We start from the raw sequence: 16,430 nt of genomic DNA, 5'->3' as shown, positions 1-16,430 counted from the left end.
ATTATCCTCCTATTGCTCCAATCAAACGGATTATAAAATAATTAATTCTTTCGCGGAATGGGTAAGGGATTCATTTCCTTCCTCTGTCAGGACAATATCATCTTCTATCCTGACCCCGCCTTTGCCCGGTATGTAAATTCCCGGTTCAACCGTTACAACCATGCCTTGTTCAAGCATCTGGTCCGAACGTGCTGAAAGCGCCGGACTTTCATGAACTTCCATGCCGAGGCCGTGGCCTGTTGAATGGCCGAAATACTCGCCGTAGCCTTGTGAAGATATGTAGTCCCTTGTATAAGCGTCAGCCTGTTTCCCGGTGATTCCCGGCTTGATGCTGCGCATGCCGATAGCCTGCGCCTCAAACACGGTTTGATAAATGCGTTTCAGCTCATCATCCGGCTCTCCTACCGCGACCGTACGCGTTATGTCCGAGCAGTAACCTTTATAGTAAGCCCCGAAGTCCAATGTCACAAGGTCGCCTTTCTCAATCGCTTTGCCGCTTGCCACTCCGTGCGGCAGACTTGAGCGTACGCCTGATGCCACGATCATATCGAAGGACGAATGATCCGCTCCCTGGCTCCGCATGTAAAACTCGAGTTCATTGGCGACTTCAATTTCGGTGATGCCGGGCTTTATGACCGTCAGAATATGGCTGAATGCATCATCTGCAATCTTTGCAGCTTCCTTTAATATCTTAATCTCTTCACTAGACTTAATCAAGCGCAACTTTTCCACAGATTGAGAAACAGGAACGAGTTCAGCTGCGCCAAGCTGCTCTTTGTAGGCGGCATACGTTCCGTATGTCATTTTATCCTGTTCAAAACCGATTTTGTTTATCCCCATCTCTTTGATCACTTCGGCGGCCTTTTGAACGAATCCGCCGGCATGCTGAACAATGTCAAAGCCTTTGATTTGATCTTTCGCCTGTTCTGTATATCGGAAATCTGTAATAAAGACTGCTTTGTCGCCGGAGATGACCGCCAGTCCTGAAGATCCGGTAAATCCGGTGATGTACCGCAGATTAACACTGCTCGTCACCAAAATCCCGTCAATGCCCAAACCGCCGAAAAGCTCTCTCAATTTGTTTAGTTTCATTGTCCACTAGTCCCCCTATTTGTTATTTGCGTTCATAAAATAACAGATGGCCAGCTTATAACCTTCAAAGCCGAGTCCCGTGATCTGGCCTCTTGCAACCGGAGCGATGACCGAGCGGTGCCGGAACTCTTCCCTCGCATGAGGGTTTGAAAGATGCACCTCAATCACCGGTATGCTGATTGCAGCAACCGCATCGCGGATGGCATAGCTGTAATGGGAGAAAGCCCCCGGATTCAAGACGATTCCATCGTATTGTTCCTCTGCCTCATGAAGAGCATCAATCAGGTCCCCTTCGTGGTTTGATTGAAAAAAAGTCAATTCAATCTGAATGCCTTCGGCAAATTGAAAAAGTTTTTGCTCCAAATCCGTTAATGTGTCTGTACCGTATACATCGGGTTCGCGTTTTCCAAGCCGGTTTAAATTCGGTCCGTTCAATATTAAAATATGCGGCAACTCTGCCTCCCCCTTCTCATCACGCAAAAAAATGTCCACTTACAGTGAACATTTTATCATATTGCTTCCTGATCAGACACTATTCTCTTGTTTCTCCAAGGGCCCTCGTCAGCTTTTCAGAATTGAGCTCATTGTATTCAAACGAAATCGAATAGCCGACGAATAAACCGTAAAGCAGGTAAATGCAAAGCGTCGTCACAACCGTTTCCCTCTTTAATTCAGCCACAGTCTGAACATCTGGGAACATCGGATTGAACAGGTAAAACACGACTGCCCACAAAACGGCTCCATATACAATGCCTGCCCACATGCCTTTGACCTGCTTCAAAGTGCCGTAGTAAAGCAGGGCAGCCCCGATGGAAATAACTCCGATCAGCAGGATGCTGATAAACGTCCCGAGAAATCCGTTTTTCCAATCGCCGATGACAAAAGGCTGGAGAATCATGTTTGCATTGACTTCGGAGAACTTAAAAAGGTACGCCAGTTCACCGAGTGCACTCCAAAGCACTCCGCCGACAAAGCCAGTCGTGATCACCCTTCCGATGAAAGTCATCGGAGCTTCACGCTTATTTTGCTCAAGCTCTTCCGGCTGCTTTTGATTGTCTTCATTACCCATACAGTCCAGATCACCTCCATTTCCAGTATGTCCAAAAACAGCCTCGCCAACATCCGCTTTCCCGGATTTTTAAGATCCGAGTGTAAAAAGCATGAAAAAGGGTATACTTTAATTAGATTTGGCATTGTAAGAGGTTCGAATTTCTTAAATTTTTGAGCCCGTCAATCTAGAGGTTTCAGCGTTTTTCCTGTACAATAGGTGTAAGGAAATGGTTAATGTACTCATAGATTGATACAGATAGGTTGATGCAAATGTCAAATCAAACAAAACAGCCCGCATACGGAGGGCAGGCTGTCGTCGAAGGCGTTATGTTCGGCGGCAGGCGCCATTATGTAACCGCGATCCGCAGAAAAGACGGAAGCATTGAATTTTTCAAGCTGCCTCGGAAAACCAATCCGGCGCTTGAAAAATTAAAGAAAATTCCTTTTCTCAGAGGGATTATCGCGATTATTGAAGCGAGCGCGAACGGCACCAAGCACTTGAATTTTTCGAGCGAACGCTATGACCTCGATCCTTCTTTAGACGATCAATTGAAAGAAGAGAAGCCGTCCAAGCTGACGATGATTTTTGGCCTCGCCGCAGTCGGCGTCCTGTCTTTTTTGTTCAGCAAGTTTATTTTTACGCTCGTGCCCGTTTTTTTAGCGGAGCTCACCCGTCCGGTCTTTCAGTCGGACGTCGCGCAGATTATGATCGAAAGCTTTTTTAAGCTGCTCCTTCTCTTAAGCTATATTTACGCCATATCTTGCACTCCTTTTATTAAAAGAGTTTTTCAATATCACGGAGCAGAACACAAGGTCATAAACTGTTACGAGCAAAATCTGCCGGTCACGGTTGAAAACGTTCAGCGGCAGTCAAGACTGCACTACCGATGCGGAAGCAGCTTTATTCTATTCACCGTCATCGTGGGCATGTTTGTTTACTTGCTTGTTCCTACTGACCCTCTCTGGGTACGTATTTTGAATAGACTCGCACTGATACCCGTCGTTCTCGGCATTTCATTTGAAGTTCTGCAGCTGACAAACAAACTGAGAGACATCCCCGTATTGAAGGTGCTCGGCTATCCGGGTTTGTGGCTGCAGCTTTTAACAACGAAAGAGCCGTCTGACGATCAGGTGGAAGTGGCCATCGCAAGTTTCAATGAGCTTCTTCATATGGAGACCAAAGCAGAGGACGAACAGAAGGAACCTTCTAATATCGTAATGTAATGCAACGAATTGGTTAATTTTTTGGGAGGTGGACAGTTATGAAGCAACGCGTACATCCTGTCTCAGCTTTAATTATTGCGTTTGGAATTTTTGGGTTTGTCTATTTCGCCGTCACAAGTCCGGGCCGCCTGCTCCAATACTTGGTTGTTTTTGCAGCGGTCGGCGCCATCATTTATTTCGTGATCAGGCGCATTTCCAATCGCGATATGGGCAGTGAAGGAGCCGCTTTTAAGAAAGCAGCCAAGCAATCCAACAAGCGTTTTCAGGATCACAAAAAACGCTCTGTAAAAGGCAAGGTTAATCATCTGAGAAGCGTACCGACTATCAATAAATCGAAGCCGGTATTGGTGAAGAAAAAAAGCCAGACTCAGCTGACAGTGATTGAAGGCAAAAAAAGCAAAAAGAAAAACAGGGCTTTCTTTTAAAACGTCCACTGTTTCAAAAATAATTCTGTTCGTTTTTTTCCTAGCTCGATTAGAGCTAGTTTTTTTTCTGCCGACATCGCGAATTCAGTCGACAAGACTTCCTCCACAGGTAAAAAAATGATGTTCCGCTCATGTTTTGTGGCAATGTGCCTGGCGTCATGCGCCTCTTTCATCGTCTCAAACAGCGCCCCGAACAGTTCGAACGCATTTTTAATCGTTTTCTTCGGCCTTTCTTTTTCATTGGGCATCAGCGTGATGCCCAATACCGGCCGTTTTTTTTCTGTTGTAAACAGCCACATCGGAAAATTGCTCAGAACTCCGCCGTCTACGACAACGCTGATGCCGCTGGAGGACTTGAGCTTCACCGGCTCAAAAAAATAAGGGATGCTGCAGCTCATCCGGACCGCCCTAGCAACGGAAAAACGTCTTGGATTTAAGCCGTACCTGTTTAAATCGTCAGGCAGCACAAGCATCTTGCCATTCGATAAGTCGGAGGCGATCAACTTCAGTTTTCCCTGTTCAAGATCCCCGAACACTGAAATGCCCTTCGCTTTCAACTTTTCGGAAATCCAGTTTTCCAGTTTATCTCCTTTATATAAACCGAGCCGCCAATAAATCGATGCCCATTGCAGCATTTTCAAAGGCAAGAGTGAAAATCTCGGGTCAAGGAGCTCGCTTTCATTTAATTCTTCCATCATTTGACGGATCTCCGCGCTTGTATAGCCGGCCGCGATAAACGAGGCAATAATCGAACCGGCACTCGTTCCGGCCAGCCTTTTAAATCGGAAGCCCCGTTTCTCAAGCGCCTCGTACGCTCCCACGAGTGCAATCCCTTTCATGCCGCCGCCTGAAAAAACCCCGTCGATGTACATCGCGATCTCCCTCCCTTAAAAGATGGCTTTACACCATTTTAAGAAACGGACCGAAAAAAAAGACCATGAGACAAAGCGGCAGACGGAAAAACTGATACTGAAAGAGAAAAGCCGCCGATACCCGGCGGCTTTTATTGATTTTCCTGTTCGTTTCTTTTTTGGACGCTTCTCAAATCGTCGATTCTTTTGCTATCGTCTTCAAAATACTGCACGAGATCTCCGACACGATCAATGCTGTTCCAGCTTAAATGATGCTCGATTCCTTCCACATCATCATAAATTTTCTCTTCGTCAACACCAATGATTCGTAAAAACTGCTCCAATAATTCATGTCTGTATACTAAACGCTTGCCTATTTTCTTCCCTTTAGGCGTCAGCACGAGGCCGCGATACTTTTCATAAATCAAGTATTCGTCTTTATCGAGTTTTTGAACCATTTTTGTAACCGAGGAGGGATGGACGGCCAGAGCTTCGGCTATATCTGAGACCCTTGCATATCCTTTTTCTTCAATCAGCATATAAATTTGTTCTATGTAATCTTCCATACTCGGTGTTGTCATCAAATCCCTCCAAATCACACCTATTCAAATCATAACAAGTTTACACTATGTGCATGTAAAAAACAAGCAACGAGATAACGTTTTCACCCGATTACCTTCTATAATTCCATTCATCTGCCGCATACTTCGTCCTGGCGAGATCGGCGACAAATGCCGTTTCCTCTTCTGTCAGTTCATAAGGCTCCAAATGAATGTTAAGCCCTTTTTCGAACCCTTTTTTAAAAGCTTCGCTCGCTTCTTCAATCGTGACTTTTTCTTTTGCCAGCTCATTGATGGCGACCGCTTTTTGTTTGAAGTTTCTCTGCATACGCTCTCTGAGGCGGTCATTTTTGTAAATAAACAAATCAAAGAGCTTGTCCTCATCCAGATCAAGAAGGATCGAACCGTGCTGGAGAATGACTCCTTTCTGCCTCGTCTGGGCGCTTCCGGCGACCTTTCTGCCTTCGACAACGAGCTCGTACCACGACGGCGCGTCAAAACAAACGGAAGATCTCGGGTTTTTCAGGCTCTGTTTCTCTTTTTCCGTTCTTGGGATGGCGAAATACGCATCAAGTCCCAGCTCTCTGAAGCCTTCAAGAATACCTTCTGAGATGACGCGGTACGCTTCCGTCACCGTCTTCGGCATTTCCGGGTGTTCTTCAGACACAATAACACTGTAGGTCAGCTCTTGATCATGGAGCACGCCTCTTCCGCCGGTCGGCCTTCTCACAAAGCCTAAACCGTGTTTTTTGACGGCATCCAGATTGATTTCTTTTTCGATATTTTGGAAATAGCCGACTGAAAGCGTCGGCGGATTCCAGCCGTAAAAGCGGATGGTCGGCGGAATCTTATTTTCGCTGTGCCAATAAAGGAGCGCCTCGTCAAGCGCCATATTAAAAGCGGGATCCTGTCTTCCCGAATCGATAAAACGCCATATTTCTTTTTCCATAACCTACCCTCTTTTTCTTTGGTATAAAATAAGTCTACCATTCCCTCTTAAAATTGAAAATAAATTCGGCGAATCAGATGACAGATTTCTGAGGCTTTACTATAATAGTATTTGTCTTAACATATCGTTAAAAATCTCCCGCTTATCAGACGGGATGAATTCAAAAAGGAGTCGGATCAGATTGTCTACCAGCAGCATTATCGTTCTCTTGATTTGCGCCGCGCTCATCATCTACGCGGTCGTTTCATACATCTATCAGCAGCGCATTATGAAAACCTTGACAGAAGAAGAATTCCGTGCCGGCTATCGCAAAGCGCAGCTCATCGATGTGCGCGAGCCGAACGAGTATGAAGGCGGCCACATTTTGGGCGCGAGAAACATTCCGCTTTCACAGCTTAAGCAAAGAAAAAGCGAAATCCGTCCTGACAAACCGGTTTACCTGTACTGCCAAAACAACGTCAGGAGCGGAAGAGCCGCCCAAACGCTCCGCAAACACGGCTGTAAGGAGATTTACAACCTGAAAGGCGGGTTCAAAAAATGGGGCGGGAAAATTAAAACGAAAAATTAATAACCGCAGCTGTCTCCAGTTGCAGCCAACATCCTAAAGCGTCTTCACGTTTTAGGATGTTTTTTTAGCCTATCCGGCAGTCAATCAAAACAGGCGGGGGCGGTTGACGTTTCAGATCAAAATAAGCCGGCGAAATGGGTTCGCCGGCTTTGTTCGTTATTTTTTCAAGTCTTCGATTGAATTGACATCTTTCATGTATGTCGGAACGACAAGGCCAATTTTTACGCCTGTCATGCTTGTACCGATATCTTCGTATTTGCCTTTATATTTTTCAGCATATGTTTTATGCGTTTGCGGCAGCCATGCAGCAAGTGAAGCATCGACGCTTCCATTTGCAATTCCAGTCCACATCGGGCCTGCTTCTACTTGGCTGAGCGTCACGTTGTAACCTAAGTCTTCAAGAACTTTTGCGATGACATTCGTGCTCGCAATTTCACTGTCCCATGCTACATAGCCGAGCTTAATTTTTTCGCCGTCCGCTTTATCGACGCCTTTTGTCCATTTCTTAACAAGGTCTTGATGTTTTTTTACGAAATCTGCTGCAGCTTCTTCCGCTTTTTTGCCTTCCTGAACGGCAAGCATAACTTCTCCCATATCATCCTCTGTCCAGCTGAATTGGCTGAGCAGCTTGTGTGCGCCCGGATGGTCGTCCTTGAATCCTTTGCGCGTAACAGTATGGATTTCTTCGGCATCGCCGTAAGAACCTTTTGGATCTTTCAAGTATTTGAGATCGTATTTTGCAAACATCCAATGCGGTGTCCAGCCCGTAATGATGATCGGATCTTTTTTATCGTAAGCTTTTTTCAATGCGGCTGTCATCGCTGAGCTTGAGCCTGATGTTACAGTCCACTTGCTGAGATCGTAATCCTTAAGCGCCTGGTCCGTTGCATTCATAATGCCCGCTCCAGGATCAATGCCGGTAATTTTATAACCGACTTGATCGCCAACTGACGCGTTTTTATCATTATTGCTGCTTCCGCAGGCAGCCAGACCCAATGTCAGTACTGCCGCAGTGCCGATTCCCGCTATCTTTTTCCACATTATGCATTCCCCCTGCTTTTTTTCAATTTTATATTTTGTGTAACCCGGTCAAGTACGATCGCAATAATAACAATCGCAAGCCCGGTTTCTACACCGGTACCCGTTTGCAGCTGTGTAACAGCCCGGTAAACTTCTTCTCCAAGTCCAGGTGCACCTACCATGGATGCAATAACGACCATTGACAACGCAAGCATGATGCTTTGATTGATACCGGCCAGAATGGTTTTTGTCGCGAGCGGCAGCTGCACTTTAAAGAGCCGCTGGCTTGTCGTTGAACCAAATGCTTCTGTAGCTTCAATCAGATCTTCCGGCACCTGCTGTATTCCTAAGATCGTCATCCGGATTGTCGGAGGCATCGCAAAGATAACGGAAGCGACAACACCCGGCACAACCCCGATATTGAAAAAGAAGATGGCCGGAAGCAAATAAACAAATGCCGGCATCGTCTGCATTAAGTCAAGGATGGGCGTAACGATTCTCCGAACAGTTTTCTTTTGTGAGCCCCAGATTCCGACCGGAATGCCGATAATGACAGAAATCAGAACGGATGTGACGACAAGCGCCAATGTCTGGAGCATGGCGTCCCAATATCCTAAATAATCAATGATTAAAAATCCGATTAAAGTAAACAGCGCAATGCCTCTTTTGCTGATCAGCCAGACGAGCGCGGCAAAGATAACGGTTAAAATAACCGGCGGAACAATACCCAGGCCTTGGACAATCGCATCAACAAACGATTCCACTCCGCTGGCAATTCCGTTAAATACCCCGCCGAACGACACCGTCAGCCAGTCAACAAACTGATCGATCCAATCGGCTAAAGGAATGCGGGGAAGCGATGATAAAGTAAACATTATCTCACCTCCTGAACAGCAGTTTCATGAGCTGGTTCATGATCTGAATGTGCATTAATATACCGGTCATTTCCGGCAAGCGCTCCGATTAACGCGCCTTTGACGATGATCCCTTTCATCCGCTGTTTTTCATCGACGACAGCGATCGGGATGCTGGCATCAGAGACCAATTCAAAAATATCCGTCAGGACCGCATTCTCTTCCACGGTTGTAATGTCTCTTGAGATGACGCTCTCCAGCGTCTGGCTTTTTTCGGCTGCTTTTTTAGCTGTTTCAGCATCAACGGAGCCAAGAAGCCTATTGTGTTTGTCAACGGCATAAATCGAGGAAATCCCCAGGTTTTTCATCAGCGTCAGAGCGACGCGCGGCCCTTTGTCTGCGCGTACGGTTTCAGCGCGTTTCATAATATGGCCGGCTGTCAGCACTTTAGACAAGTCGACATCTTCAACGAATTTTTCAACATATTCGTTTGACGGGTTCATTAAGATCTCTTCCGGCGTACCTATTTGAACGATGTTTCCGTCTTTCATCAATGCGATTCGATCGCCGATCCTCAGCGCTTCATCAAGATCATGAGTGATGAAAATAATCGTTTTGCCTACTGATTCATGCAAATCAAGGAGTTCATCCTGCATATCCTTGCGAATCAGCGGGTCAAGCGCGCTGAACGCTTCGTCCATCAGCAGAATGTCCGGATCATTCGTCAATGCGCGGGCAAGCCCGACGCGCTGCTGCATCCCGCCGCTCAGCTGATCCGGATATTGCTGTTCATATCCTTCAAGACCGACAAGCTTTAATGATTCCATAGCTCTTATCCGGCGTTTACTTTTATCGACTTTTTGCAGTTCCAATCCGTACTCTGTGTTTTCAAGAATCGTTTTGTGCGGAAACAGAGCGAACTTTTGAAAGACCATGCTGATTTTTTTCCGGCGTATTTCCCGAAGCTGGTCTTTGGACATATTTGTTATCATGTCACCATCTATGTACACATGTCCTGCAGTCGGTTCAATCAGCCGGTTTAAAAGCCGCACCAAGGTTGATTTACCGCTCCCTGATAGACCCATGATGACAAATATCTCACCTTCATACACGCTAAAATCCGCTTGGTTCACCCCGACGGTCGCCCCGGTTTCTTTCAGAATTTCTTTTTTGGTTTTGCCATCGGCAAGCAGCTGCGTTGCTTTCTTTGCATTTTTCCCAAAAACTTTGGACACTTTTTCTACTTTTATCTTGATTGGATTTTCGTCTGAATTCATATTTCTCCTCCCGTATGAAGCAATCTAATATACCGTAACATTTATGTAACATATGAGACAAACGGCATATTCGCTGTCATTTTGTATCATACCTTCATATTCATCGTTATCACTCTCTACCCTTGTGAATCCTTCTAAATGCTCCATAATCCTCTTCTTTCAAGGTAAATTAAACCATTATCTTTCAATAAAACATTGAAACTATCACGTTTTGCAATGTAATTTTTATTTTCAATTTTAAATTTGATGAATTTACTATTTAATACTGGAGAAATCCTTCTCATTCAATTAGTTAATCGCTTACATAAAGATGTTATGTTTCACAATAAAAAAACCGGCGAAATCGATCCGCCGGCTTCTCATCATTTTTCATAACGCAGCACGGGCTTCCGCGCGGCTTTTGTTTCATCCATGCGTTTTACAACGGTTGAATGCGGTGCTTCCTGAACGACTTCAGGCGTTTCCTCCGCTTCTTTTGCGATCTGGATCATCGTATCGATAAACGCATCGAGCGTTTCTTTCGACTCTGTTTCTGTCGGTTCAATCATGATGCATTCCTCGACATTGAGCGGGAAATAGATGGTTGGCGGATGGAAGCCGAAGTCCAAAAGCCGCTTTGCGATGTCAAGCGTCCTGACTCCCAGCTTTTTTTGGCGCCTTCCCGACAGCACAAATTCGTGCTTACAGTGCCGGTCAAACGGCAGATCGTAGTATGGAGCAAGCTTTCTCATCATATAATTGGCATTTAAAACGGCGTTTTCCGTTACTTCTTTGAGCCCGTCCGGCCCCATTGAACGAATGTACGTATAGGCTCTCACATTGATCCCGAAGTTTCCGTAGTAAGGTTTCACCCTGCCGATCGAATGCGGACGGTCATGGTCAAAGGTATAGCAGCCGTCTCTTTTCACCAGCACCGGCTTCGGCAAATACGGAATCAATTCCTTCTTGACACCGACAGGGCCTGATCCAGGTCCTCCGCCTCCGTGCGGTCCTGTAAAGGTTTTGTGAAGGTTCAAATGGACGACGTCAAATCCCATGTCACCCGGCCTTGCTTTGCTGAGTACGGCGTTCAGATTCGCTCCGTCATAGTACAGCTTTCCTCCGGCTTTATGGACGATTTCAGCCATTTCTAAAATATTTTCTTCAAAAAGGCCGAGCGTATTTGGATTGGTCAGCATTAACGCGGCTGTTTCTTCATCTACGACACGCTTTAAATCTTCGAGATCAACAAGGCCGTCGTCATTCGATTTGACGGTGACCGTTTCAAATCCGGCAACAGTCGCAGACGCCGGATTTGTGCCGTGGGCCGAATCAGGAACAATGACCTTCGTCCTTTTATGATCGCCGTTTGCCTCATGGAACGCGCGGATCATCATCAGCCCGGTCCACTCGCCGTGCGCACCTGCAGCCGGCTGAAGGGTGACTTCATCCATCCCCGTGATCTCTTCCAAATGCTCGCTCAAGTCGTACAAGAGTTCCAGCGCTCCCTGCACGGTCCGTTCAGCCTGGAGCGGATGGATCGCAGAAAAACCCGGGATTCTCGCGATTTTTTCGTTAATCTTCGGATTGTACTTCATCGTGCATGAACCGAGCGGATAAAAGCCCGAATCCACTCCGTGGTTGCGCCTTGATAGAGCTGTATAATGGCGCATAATATCAAGCTCAGACACTTCGGGGAGATCTGCCGGTTCGTCTCTGAGATACGCTTCATCAAGGACATCTGTCACATCTGTTTCAGGGACGTCAAGCTCAGGAAGGCTGTAGCCGACCCGCCCTTCTTTTGATACTTCAAAAATAAGCGATTGATCTTGTTTATTCATGGCGATCCCCCAATTCATTCATGAGTGTATCGATTTCCTCTCTTGTTCTGAGCTCTGTCACGGCAATCAGCATGTGCTGTTTTAAATCCGGATATGAAGCGCCGAGATCGTAGCCTCCGATCATATTTTTCTCAAGCAGGCGTTCATTCGCTTTTTCCACAGGTTCATTGAGCCTGACGACAAACTCGTTGAACATCGGCCCGTCAAACACGACTTCAAGACCGGCCCGTTTAGCTGCTTCTTTTGCATAAGCCGCTTTTTGCAGGTTCTGCCATGCGATTTCCTTGACGCCTTTTTTGCCGAGCGCCGTCATGGCGACTGATGCGGCAAGTGCATTGAGCGCCTGGTTGGAGCATATATTTGATGTTGCTTTATCCCGTCTGATATGCTGCTCGCGTGCCTGCAAAGTGAGAACGAATCCCCTTTTCCCGTTTTCATCTTCCGTCTGACCGACGAGACGGCCAGGCACTTTTCTCATCAATTTTTTGGTGACGGCAAAGAATCCGCAGTGCGGCCCGCCGAAAGCGGCCGGTATTCCGAACGGCTGGGCATCCCCGACAACGATGTCAGCTCCCAATGCCCCGGGCGGTGTTAAAAGCCCGAGAGCAAGCGGATTGGCGGAAACGATGAACATGCTTTTCCCTTTATGGGCAATCGGTTCAATGTCTTTCAGCGGCTCGATTCGCCCGAAAAAGTTAGGGTATTGGACGATCACTGCTGCTGTATCTTCGCAGACGGCTTCATCAAGAGCCGCAAGATCTGTTGTTCCGTTTTTGGCAGGGACTTCTACCACGTCGATGTACTGTCCTTTCGCATACGTTACTAAAACCTCGCGCGATTCGGGATGGACGGTTTCCGAAACGACGATTTTTTTCTTTTTTGTATGTCCTGAAGCAAGCATTGCCGCTTCGGCTAATGCCGTTCCCCCGTCATACATCGACGAGTTGCTGATATCCATGCCCGTCAGCTCGCAAATCATCGTTTGAAATTCAAAGATCGCCTGGAGCTCCCCTTGAGAAATTTCAGGCTGATACGGTGTATAAGCCGTGTAAAATTCCGACCGCGAAATCACGTGGTCCACGATGACGGGCTGGTAATGATCGTATACGCCCGCTCCCAAAAAAGAGGCGTACGTCACTGTATCTTTATTTTTAGCCGCGAGTTTCGTCAGCTCTTTTGTGAGTTCAGTCTCGGACTTTGCCTTTTTAATTTGGTATTCCCCTTTAAATCTGACGCTTTCGGGTATATCGGAAAATAGCTCGTCGATCTTCTCGACTCCAATTGCCTCAAGCATCTCCTTTTTATCCTGATCTGTAGCTGGCAGGTAACGGTGCTTCATCTTCAGTCTCCTTTCACGGCCTTGGCAAACTTACGGCTGCCGTTTGTAAAATGGGGTTTTCACGATTTTCGCTTTCAAACGCTTATTTCTGATTTCCACTTCAACGACGGTGTCGAGGGCGCAGGCTTCTTTTTTCAGCAATGCGAGGCCGACGTTTTTCTTTAAGGTCGGCGACTGTGTGCCGGTTGTCACCTCGCCTGCTTGTTCGCCTTGATAATAGACGGCGTATCCGTGTCTTGGAATGCCTTTATCGATCATTTCGAGGCCGACGAGCTTTCTGTCCGCTCCATGTTCCTTTTGGCTTGCCAGGACGGCTTTTCCGAAGAAATCCGAGGCTTTGTTTGTTTTGACGGCGAATCCGATGCCGGCTTCGATCGGTGTAATGTCTTTTGAGAGCTCCTGTCCGTACAGCGGCAGCTTCGCTTCAAACCTCAGCGTATCCCTCGCCCCGAGGCCGCATGGTACCAATCCCGAATCCTTGCCCGTTTCAAGGAGCAGCTTCCAAATGTAGGATGCATCTTCACTCCGGCAGTAAATCTCAAAGCCGTCCTCTCCCGTGTATCCCGTTCTGGACACAAGCGCCTGCACGCTGCCGATCGCCGCATCATCCCTGAACGTAAACGGCTTTAACCCGGCAAGATCGCTATCTGCGACCTGTTTTAAAATCGCTTCGGCCTTCGGTCCTTGAAGGGCAAGCAGCGCAACCTCGTCAGACACGTTTCGAACCGAAACGTCTCCTTCTTGGTGCTTGTTCATCCACTCGACGTCTTTGTCGATATTGGCTGCGTTAATGACGAGCATGTAGACATTGGCCGCTTTTTTATAGACGAGGAGATCGTCGATCGTTCCGCCGTCTTCATAGCACATGGCCGTATACTGGGCACCGCCTTCTTTCAGCGTCGAAACATCGTTTGTCAACAGTTTTTGCAAAAACGGAAGGCTGTCTGTTCCTGTGATTTCGACCTCCCCCATGTGTGAGACGTCAAAAAGCCCCGCTTTCGTCCTGACGGTTTCATGCTCCTCTTTAATTGAAGAAAATTGAACAGGCAGTTCCCAGCCGCCAAAATCAATCGTTTTTCCGCCATATTCCTTATAAAGGTCAAATAAAGGCGTTCGTTTAAGCATTCTGCTTCCCCCTTCGCTTTTCAAACTAAAAACAAGTTTGCCAATCATCAGAAAACAAGAAAGATTCCAACGCCATCCGGATGGTTCCGCCGCTTTGGACGGCACAAAAAAGGACAGAGAAGCCCCTTTGTCAGTTCTGAGGCTCTCTGTCCTGGCACCTGAAAGTTTACTTTGCATCAAAAGCAAAGATGTCCCCTTTGGTGGTTTGCTAAAACATCATATGATACAAACTCTCTCCAGAGTTGCGTCAAGCAAGAGTTCTTTTGCCTGAGAGATTCACTGTTTCCCCAGCTTGCTCCTTCGGCGCCGCTTTTAGGTTTCCCGCTACCGGTCTCTCCCCTTGCTGTCATTCGCTCATATTCATTTCTTTTCATGGACATACTATATAAAGCTTATGATTTTTTTACTGATGATCTACAAATATCCTACCATCATCACAACAATTGGGCAACAGGAAAAATCATTAACAATTTATTATTTTAAAATAAGAATGTTCGTGTTTTGTTTATTTGTTAGCAAAATCCGTTTTTTTCACGCAAGATTTTCTTTTAAAAAAGAACATTTGAATCTCAGAAGAGAAAGGCGGCATTAGTGATGAGACCAGACATTCATTTCGACAACGAGTGGCCGGAACAGTTCAAAAAGCACCTTGATGAAGACGGACCGTGGGCGAATTGGGAGCTTTACAAGCTTTCCTGTGAAGTGCAGAAAAGGCTTGCCATTCCGACGTTTGAAGGCTTGCAGGCCCCTTATCACCTCCCAGGCTTCACCCCGCTTCCCCATCAGCTTGAAGTCGCCCGGAAGGTAGTCGAGCAGATGAACGGAAAAGCCATCTTGGCGGATGAAGTGGGCCTCGGCAAAACGGTCGAGGCTGGGCTGATATTAAAAGAATACATGATTCGCGGGCTGGCCAAGAAAATCTTAATCCTCGTCCCCGCCTCGCTCGTCTCGCAATGGGTGAAGGAACTGCGGGAAAAATTTTTAATTCCGGCCGTGGAACAGAAAAAAAGCTATGTCTGGGAGCAGTGCGATGTTGTCGTCTCCTCCCTTGACACGGCAAAGCGGTCGCCGCACAGGGAGACAGTTTTGTCGATCCAGTATGATGTGGTGATTATTGATGAAGCTCATAAACTGAAAAACAATAAAACAAAAAATTACGAGTTTGTCCGCAGCTTAAAGAAAAAATATTGCCTGATGCTGACGGCGACGCCAATCCAAAACAAGATCGACGAAATATTTAATCTCGTTTCCCTGCTAAAACCCGGACACTTGGGAAATGAAAGCAACTTCAACAAAGATTATACAAAACAGATCAATTCAGCTGAAGCGCATGAACGCTTGAAATCCCTTATCAATAAAGTCATGATCAGAAACAGACGGCATGATACCGGCATTACCTGGACGAAGCGCCATGTCGAAACCGTGCCCATTTCCTTTTCTCCTACAGAACAGGCTTTGTATGACGAGATTAAAAAACTGAAGACAAGTCATCAGCATTCATCAAGCATGTTCTCAATCATGACATTGGAGCGCGAATGCTGTTCAAGCAGAGAAGCTGTCTATATGACGCTGAAAAACATGCTTGACCGAAAGGATCGCGAAGCGCCGGTGATCTCTGAACCTGTCATCCACCATTTGATCGAAAAGGTCAACGAGGTCGCGCAAAATTCAAAAGCGCTGAAAGTTGTTGAACTCATTCAAGAACTCGATGACAAAGTCATCATCTTTACTGAATACAGGGCGACGCAGATTTATCTGCAATGGTTCCTCCAGCAGAACGGCATCAGTTCTGTACCGTTCAGAGGCGGATTTAAAAGAGGAAAGAAAGACTGGATGAAAGATTTGTTCAGGGGCAAAGTTCAAGTTCTGATCGCGACTGAAGCAGGCGGCGAAGGGATCAACCTTCAATTTTGCAATAAAATCATCAACTATGACCTTCCGTGGAACCCGATGCGTCTCGAGCAAAGGATCGGCCGGATTCACCGGCTCGGCCAGGAACGCGATGTTTACATTTACAACATGGCAACAAAGCATACCGTAGAAGAGCATATTTTAAAGCTTCTCTATGAAAAGATCCATTTGTTCGAAAAAGTCGTCGGAGACTTGGATGATATTTTAACAAAAATCGAGGTCGGCAATTTTGAAGACCACCTTCACGACATTCTCTTTTACTCCGCAACAGACGAGGAAATGAAGATCAAAATGGAAAACTTAACCTCTTTCATTTCATACGGAAATGAAGCCGATTCAAACCAAAAACAGATCGGAGGCTAAAA

16 protein-coding genes and 1 riboswitch are annotated in these 16,430 nt (G+C 46.5%); of the genes, 4 read left to right on the top strand and 12 right to left on the bottom strand.

Annotated elements, in window-relative coordinates; translation table 11 throughout:
• Positions 1-30: 30 nt before the first annotated feature.
• From MST20_RS15150 to MST20_RS15140, 3 genes are all read right to left on the bottom strand, one after another.
• Positions 31-1,092, bottom strand: a complete 1,062-nt coding sequence (locus tag MST20_RS15150) for a M24 family metallopeptidase (RefSeq protein ID WP_243943169.1) — start codon at positions 1,090-1,092, stop codon at positions 31-33.
• A gap of 15 nt (positions 1,093-1,107) precedes the next feature.
• Positions 1,108-1,545, bottom strand: a complete 438-nt coding sequence (gene aroQ, locus MST20_RS15145; RefSeq protein ID WP_020452149.1) for a type II 3-dehydroquinate dehydratase — start codon at positions 1,543-1,545, stop codon at positions 1,108-1,110.
• 79 nt (positions 1,546-1,624) lie between these two features.
• Complete coding sequence (locus tag MST20_RS15140; RefSeq protein ID WP_165427543.1) at positions 1,625-2,161, bottom strand: YqhR family membrane protein; 537 nt, start codon at positions 2,159-2,161, stop codon at positions 1,625-1,627.
• Between the two features lie 251 nt (positions 2,162-2,412).
• Between MST20_RS15140 and MST20_RS15135 the strand changes: the two genes are divergently transcribed.
• Positions 2,413-3,366: a DUF1385 domain-containing protein gene (locus MST20_RS15135; protein ID WP_048349974.1), complete on the top strand. Its 954-nt coding sequence runs from the start codon at positions 2,413-2,415 to the stop codon at positions 3,364-3,366.
• Positions 3,367-3,404: 38 nt separating this feature from the next.
• Positions 3,405-3,791 (top strand): SA1362 family protein, encoded by a 387-nt coding sequence (locus tag MST20_RS15130; RefSeq protein WP_243943167.1) that lies wholly within the window; start codon positions 3,405-3,407, stop codon positions 3,789-3,791.
• Here MST20_RS15130 and MST20_RS15125 read toward each other — a convergent pair.
• The 3 genes from MST20_RS15125 to MST20_RS15115 all read right to left on the bottom strand — a co-directional run bounded on the left by MST20_RS15125 (position 3,788) and on the right by MST20_RS15115 (position 6,151).
• Complete coding sequence (locus MST20_RS15125; RefSeq protein WP_020452153.1) at positions 3,788-4,663, bottom strand: patatin-like phospholipase family protein; 876 nt, start codon at positions 4,661-4,663, stop codon at positions 3,788-3,790. The genes MST20_RS15130 and MST20_RS15125 overlap by 4 nt on opposite strands.
• Before the next feature lie 131 nt (positions 4,664-4,794).
• Positions 4,795-5,223 (bottom strand): transcriptional regulator MntR, encoded by a 429-nt coding sequence (gene mntR / locus MST20_RS15120; protein ID WP_020452154.1) that lies wholly within the window; start codon positions 5,221-5,223, stop codon positions 4,795-4,797.
• 91 nt (positions 5,224-5,314) lie between these two features.
• Positions 5,315-6,151: a lipoate--protein ligase family protein gene (locus MST20_RS15115; RefSeq protein WP_243943165.1), complete on the bottom strand. Its 837-nt coding sequence runs from the start codon at positions 6,149-6,151 to the stop codon at positions 5,315-5,317.
• A 181-nt stretch (positions 6,152-6,332) separates the two neighbouring features.
• On the opposite strand from MST20_RS15115, the gene MST20_RS15110 reads away from it, so the two are divergent.
• Positions 6,333-6,719, top strand: a complete 387-nt coding sequence (locus MST20_RS15110) for a rhodanese-like domain-containing protein (protein ID WP_073425744.1) — start codon at positions 6,333-6,335, stop codon at positions 6,717-6,719.
• Positions 6,720-6,875: 156 nt separating this feature from the next.
• Here the strand turns inward: MST20_RS15110 and MST20_RS15105 are convergent, their stop codons facing one another.
• From MST20_RS15105 to gcvT, 6 genes are all read right to left on the bottom strand, one after another.
• Entirely contained in the window at positions 6,876-7,760 is an 885-nt protein-coding gene (locus MST20_RS15105; protein WP_165427546.1) for a glycine betaine ABC transporter substrate-binding protein, read from the bottom strand.
• Positions 7,760-8,614, bottom strand: coding sequence for a glycine/proline betaine ABC transporter permease subunit OpuAB (gene opuAB / locus MST20_RS15100; RefSeq protein ID WP_165427547.1), 855 nt, complete (start codon positions 8,612-8,614; stop codon positions 7,760-7,762). The genes MST20_RS15105 and opuAB overlap by 1 nt, the downstream gene beginning before the upstream one ends.
• On the bottom strand, positions 8,614-9,870 hold the full coding sequence (gene opuAA, locus MST20_RS15095) for a glycine/proline betaine ABC transporter ATP-binding protein OpuAA (protein WP_243943163.1): 1,257 nt from the start codon (positions 9,868-9,870) through the stop codon (positions 8,614-8,616). Before opuAA ends, opuAB begins: the two co-directional genes overlap by 1 nt.
• A gap of 362 nt (positions 9,871-10,232) precedes the next feature.
• A complete protein-coding gene (gene gcvPB / locus MST20_RS15090) occupies positions 10,233-11,690 on the bottom strand; it encodes an aminomethyl-transferring glycine dehydrogenase subunit GcvPB (protein WP_165427549.1) in 1,458 nt (485 codons plus the stop codon).
• Complete coding sequence (gene gcvPA / locus MST20_RS15085) at positions 11,683-13,029, bottom strand: aminomethyl-transferring glycine dehydrogenase subunit GcvPA (protein ID WP_243943161.1); 1,347 nt, start codon at positions 13,027-13,029, stop codon at positions 11,683-11,685. Before gcvPA ends, gcvPB begins: the two co-directional genes overlap by 8 nt.
• A 30-nt stretch (positions 13,030-13,059) precedes the next feature.
• Positions 13,060-14,154: a glycine cleavage system aminomethyltransferase GcvT gene (gene gcvT / locus MST20_RS15080; protein ID WP_243943159.1), complete on the bottom strand. Its 1,095-nt coding sequence runs from the start codon at positions 14,152-14,154 to the stop codon at positions 13,060-13,062.
• A gap of 245 nt (positions 14,155-14,399) precedes the next feature.
• Positions 14,400-14,504, bottom strand: a riboswitch (glycine riboswitch).
• 244 nt (positions 14,505-14,748) lie between these two features.
• Between gcvT and MST20_RS15075 the strand changes: the two genes are divergently transcribed.
• On the top strand, positions 14,749-16,428 hold the full coding sequence (locus tag MST20_RS15075) for a DEAD/DEAH box helicase (RefSeq protein ID WP_243943158.1): 1,680 nt from the start codon (positions 14,749-14,751) through the stop codon (positions 16,426-16,428).
• Positions 16,429-16,430 lie beyond the last annotated feature (2 nt).

Source organism: Bacillus sp. B19-2, from assembly GCF_022832475.1.
In the GTDB taxonomy this organism is placed as follows: domain Bacteria; phylum Bacillota; class Bacilli; order Bacillales; family Bacillaceae; genus Bacillus; species Bacillus paralicheniformis.
This window is presented reverse-complemented; position numbering and strand designations above follow the sequence as displayed.

Bases quoted from the DNA above. Each gene is read 5' to 3' on its own strand.
- opuAA (WP_243943163.1), bottom strand. From the start codon at position 9,870: ATGAATTCAGACGAAAATCCAATCAAGATAAAAGTAGAAAAAGTGTCC.
- MST20_RS15140 (WP_165427543.1), bottom strand. From the start codon at position 2,161: ATGGGTAATGAAGACAATCAAAAGCAGCCGGAAGAGCTTGAGCAAAAT.
- MST20_RS15075 (WP_243943158.1), top strand. From the start codon at position 14,749: ATGAGACCAGACATTCATTTCGACAACGAGTGGCCGGAACAGTTCAAA.
- gcvT (WP_243943159.1), bottom strand. From the start codon at position 14,154: ATGCTTAAACGAACGCCTTTATTTGACCTTTATAAGGAATATGGCGGA.
- MST20_RS15125 (WP_020452153.1), bottom strand. From the start codon at position 4,663: ATGTACATCGACGGGGTTTTTTCAGGCGGCGGCATGAAAGGGATTGCA.
- MST20_RS15150 (WP_243943169.1), bottom strand. From the start codon at position 1,092: ATGAAACTAAACAAATTGAGAGAGCTTTTCGGCGGTTTGGGCATTGAC.
- MST20_RS15105 (WP_165427546.1), bottom strand. From the start codon at position 7,760: ATGTGGAAAAAGATAGCGGGAATCGGCACTGCGGCAGTACTGACATTG.
- MST20_RS15135 (WP_048349974.1), top strand. From the start codon at position 2,413: ATGTCAAATCAAACAAAACAGCCCGCATACGGAGGGCAGGCTGTCGTC.
- mntR (WP_020452154.1), bottom strand. From the start codon at position 5,223: ATGACAACACCGAGTATGGAAGATTACATAGAACAAATTTATATGCTG.
- gcvPA (WP_243943161.1), bottom strand. From the start codon at position 13,029: ATGAAGCACCGTTACCTGCCAGCTACAGATCAGGATAAAAAGGAGATG.
- MST20_RS15115 (WP_243943165.1), bottom strand. From the start codon at position 6,151: ATGGAAAAAGAAATATGGCGTTTTATCGATTCGGGAAGACAGGATCCC.
- opuAB (WP_165427547.1), bottom strand. From the start codon at position 8,614: ATGTTTACTTTATCATCGCTTCCCCGCATTCCTTTAGCCGATTGGATC.
- MST20_RS15130 (WP_243943167.1), top strand. From the start codon at position 3,405: ATGAAGCAACGCGTACATCCTGTCTCAGCTTTAATTATTGCGTTTGGA.
- gcvPB (WP_165427549.1), bottom strand. From the start codon at position 11,690: ATGAATAAACAAGATCAATCGCTTATTTTTGAAGTATCAAAAGAAGGG.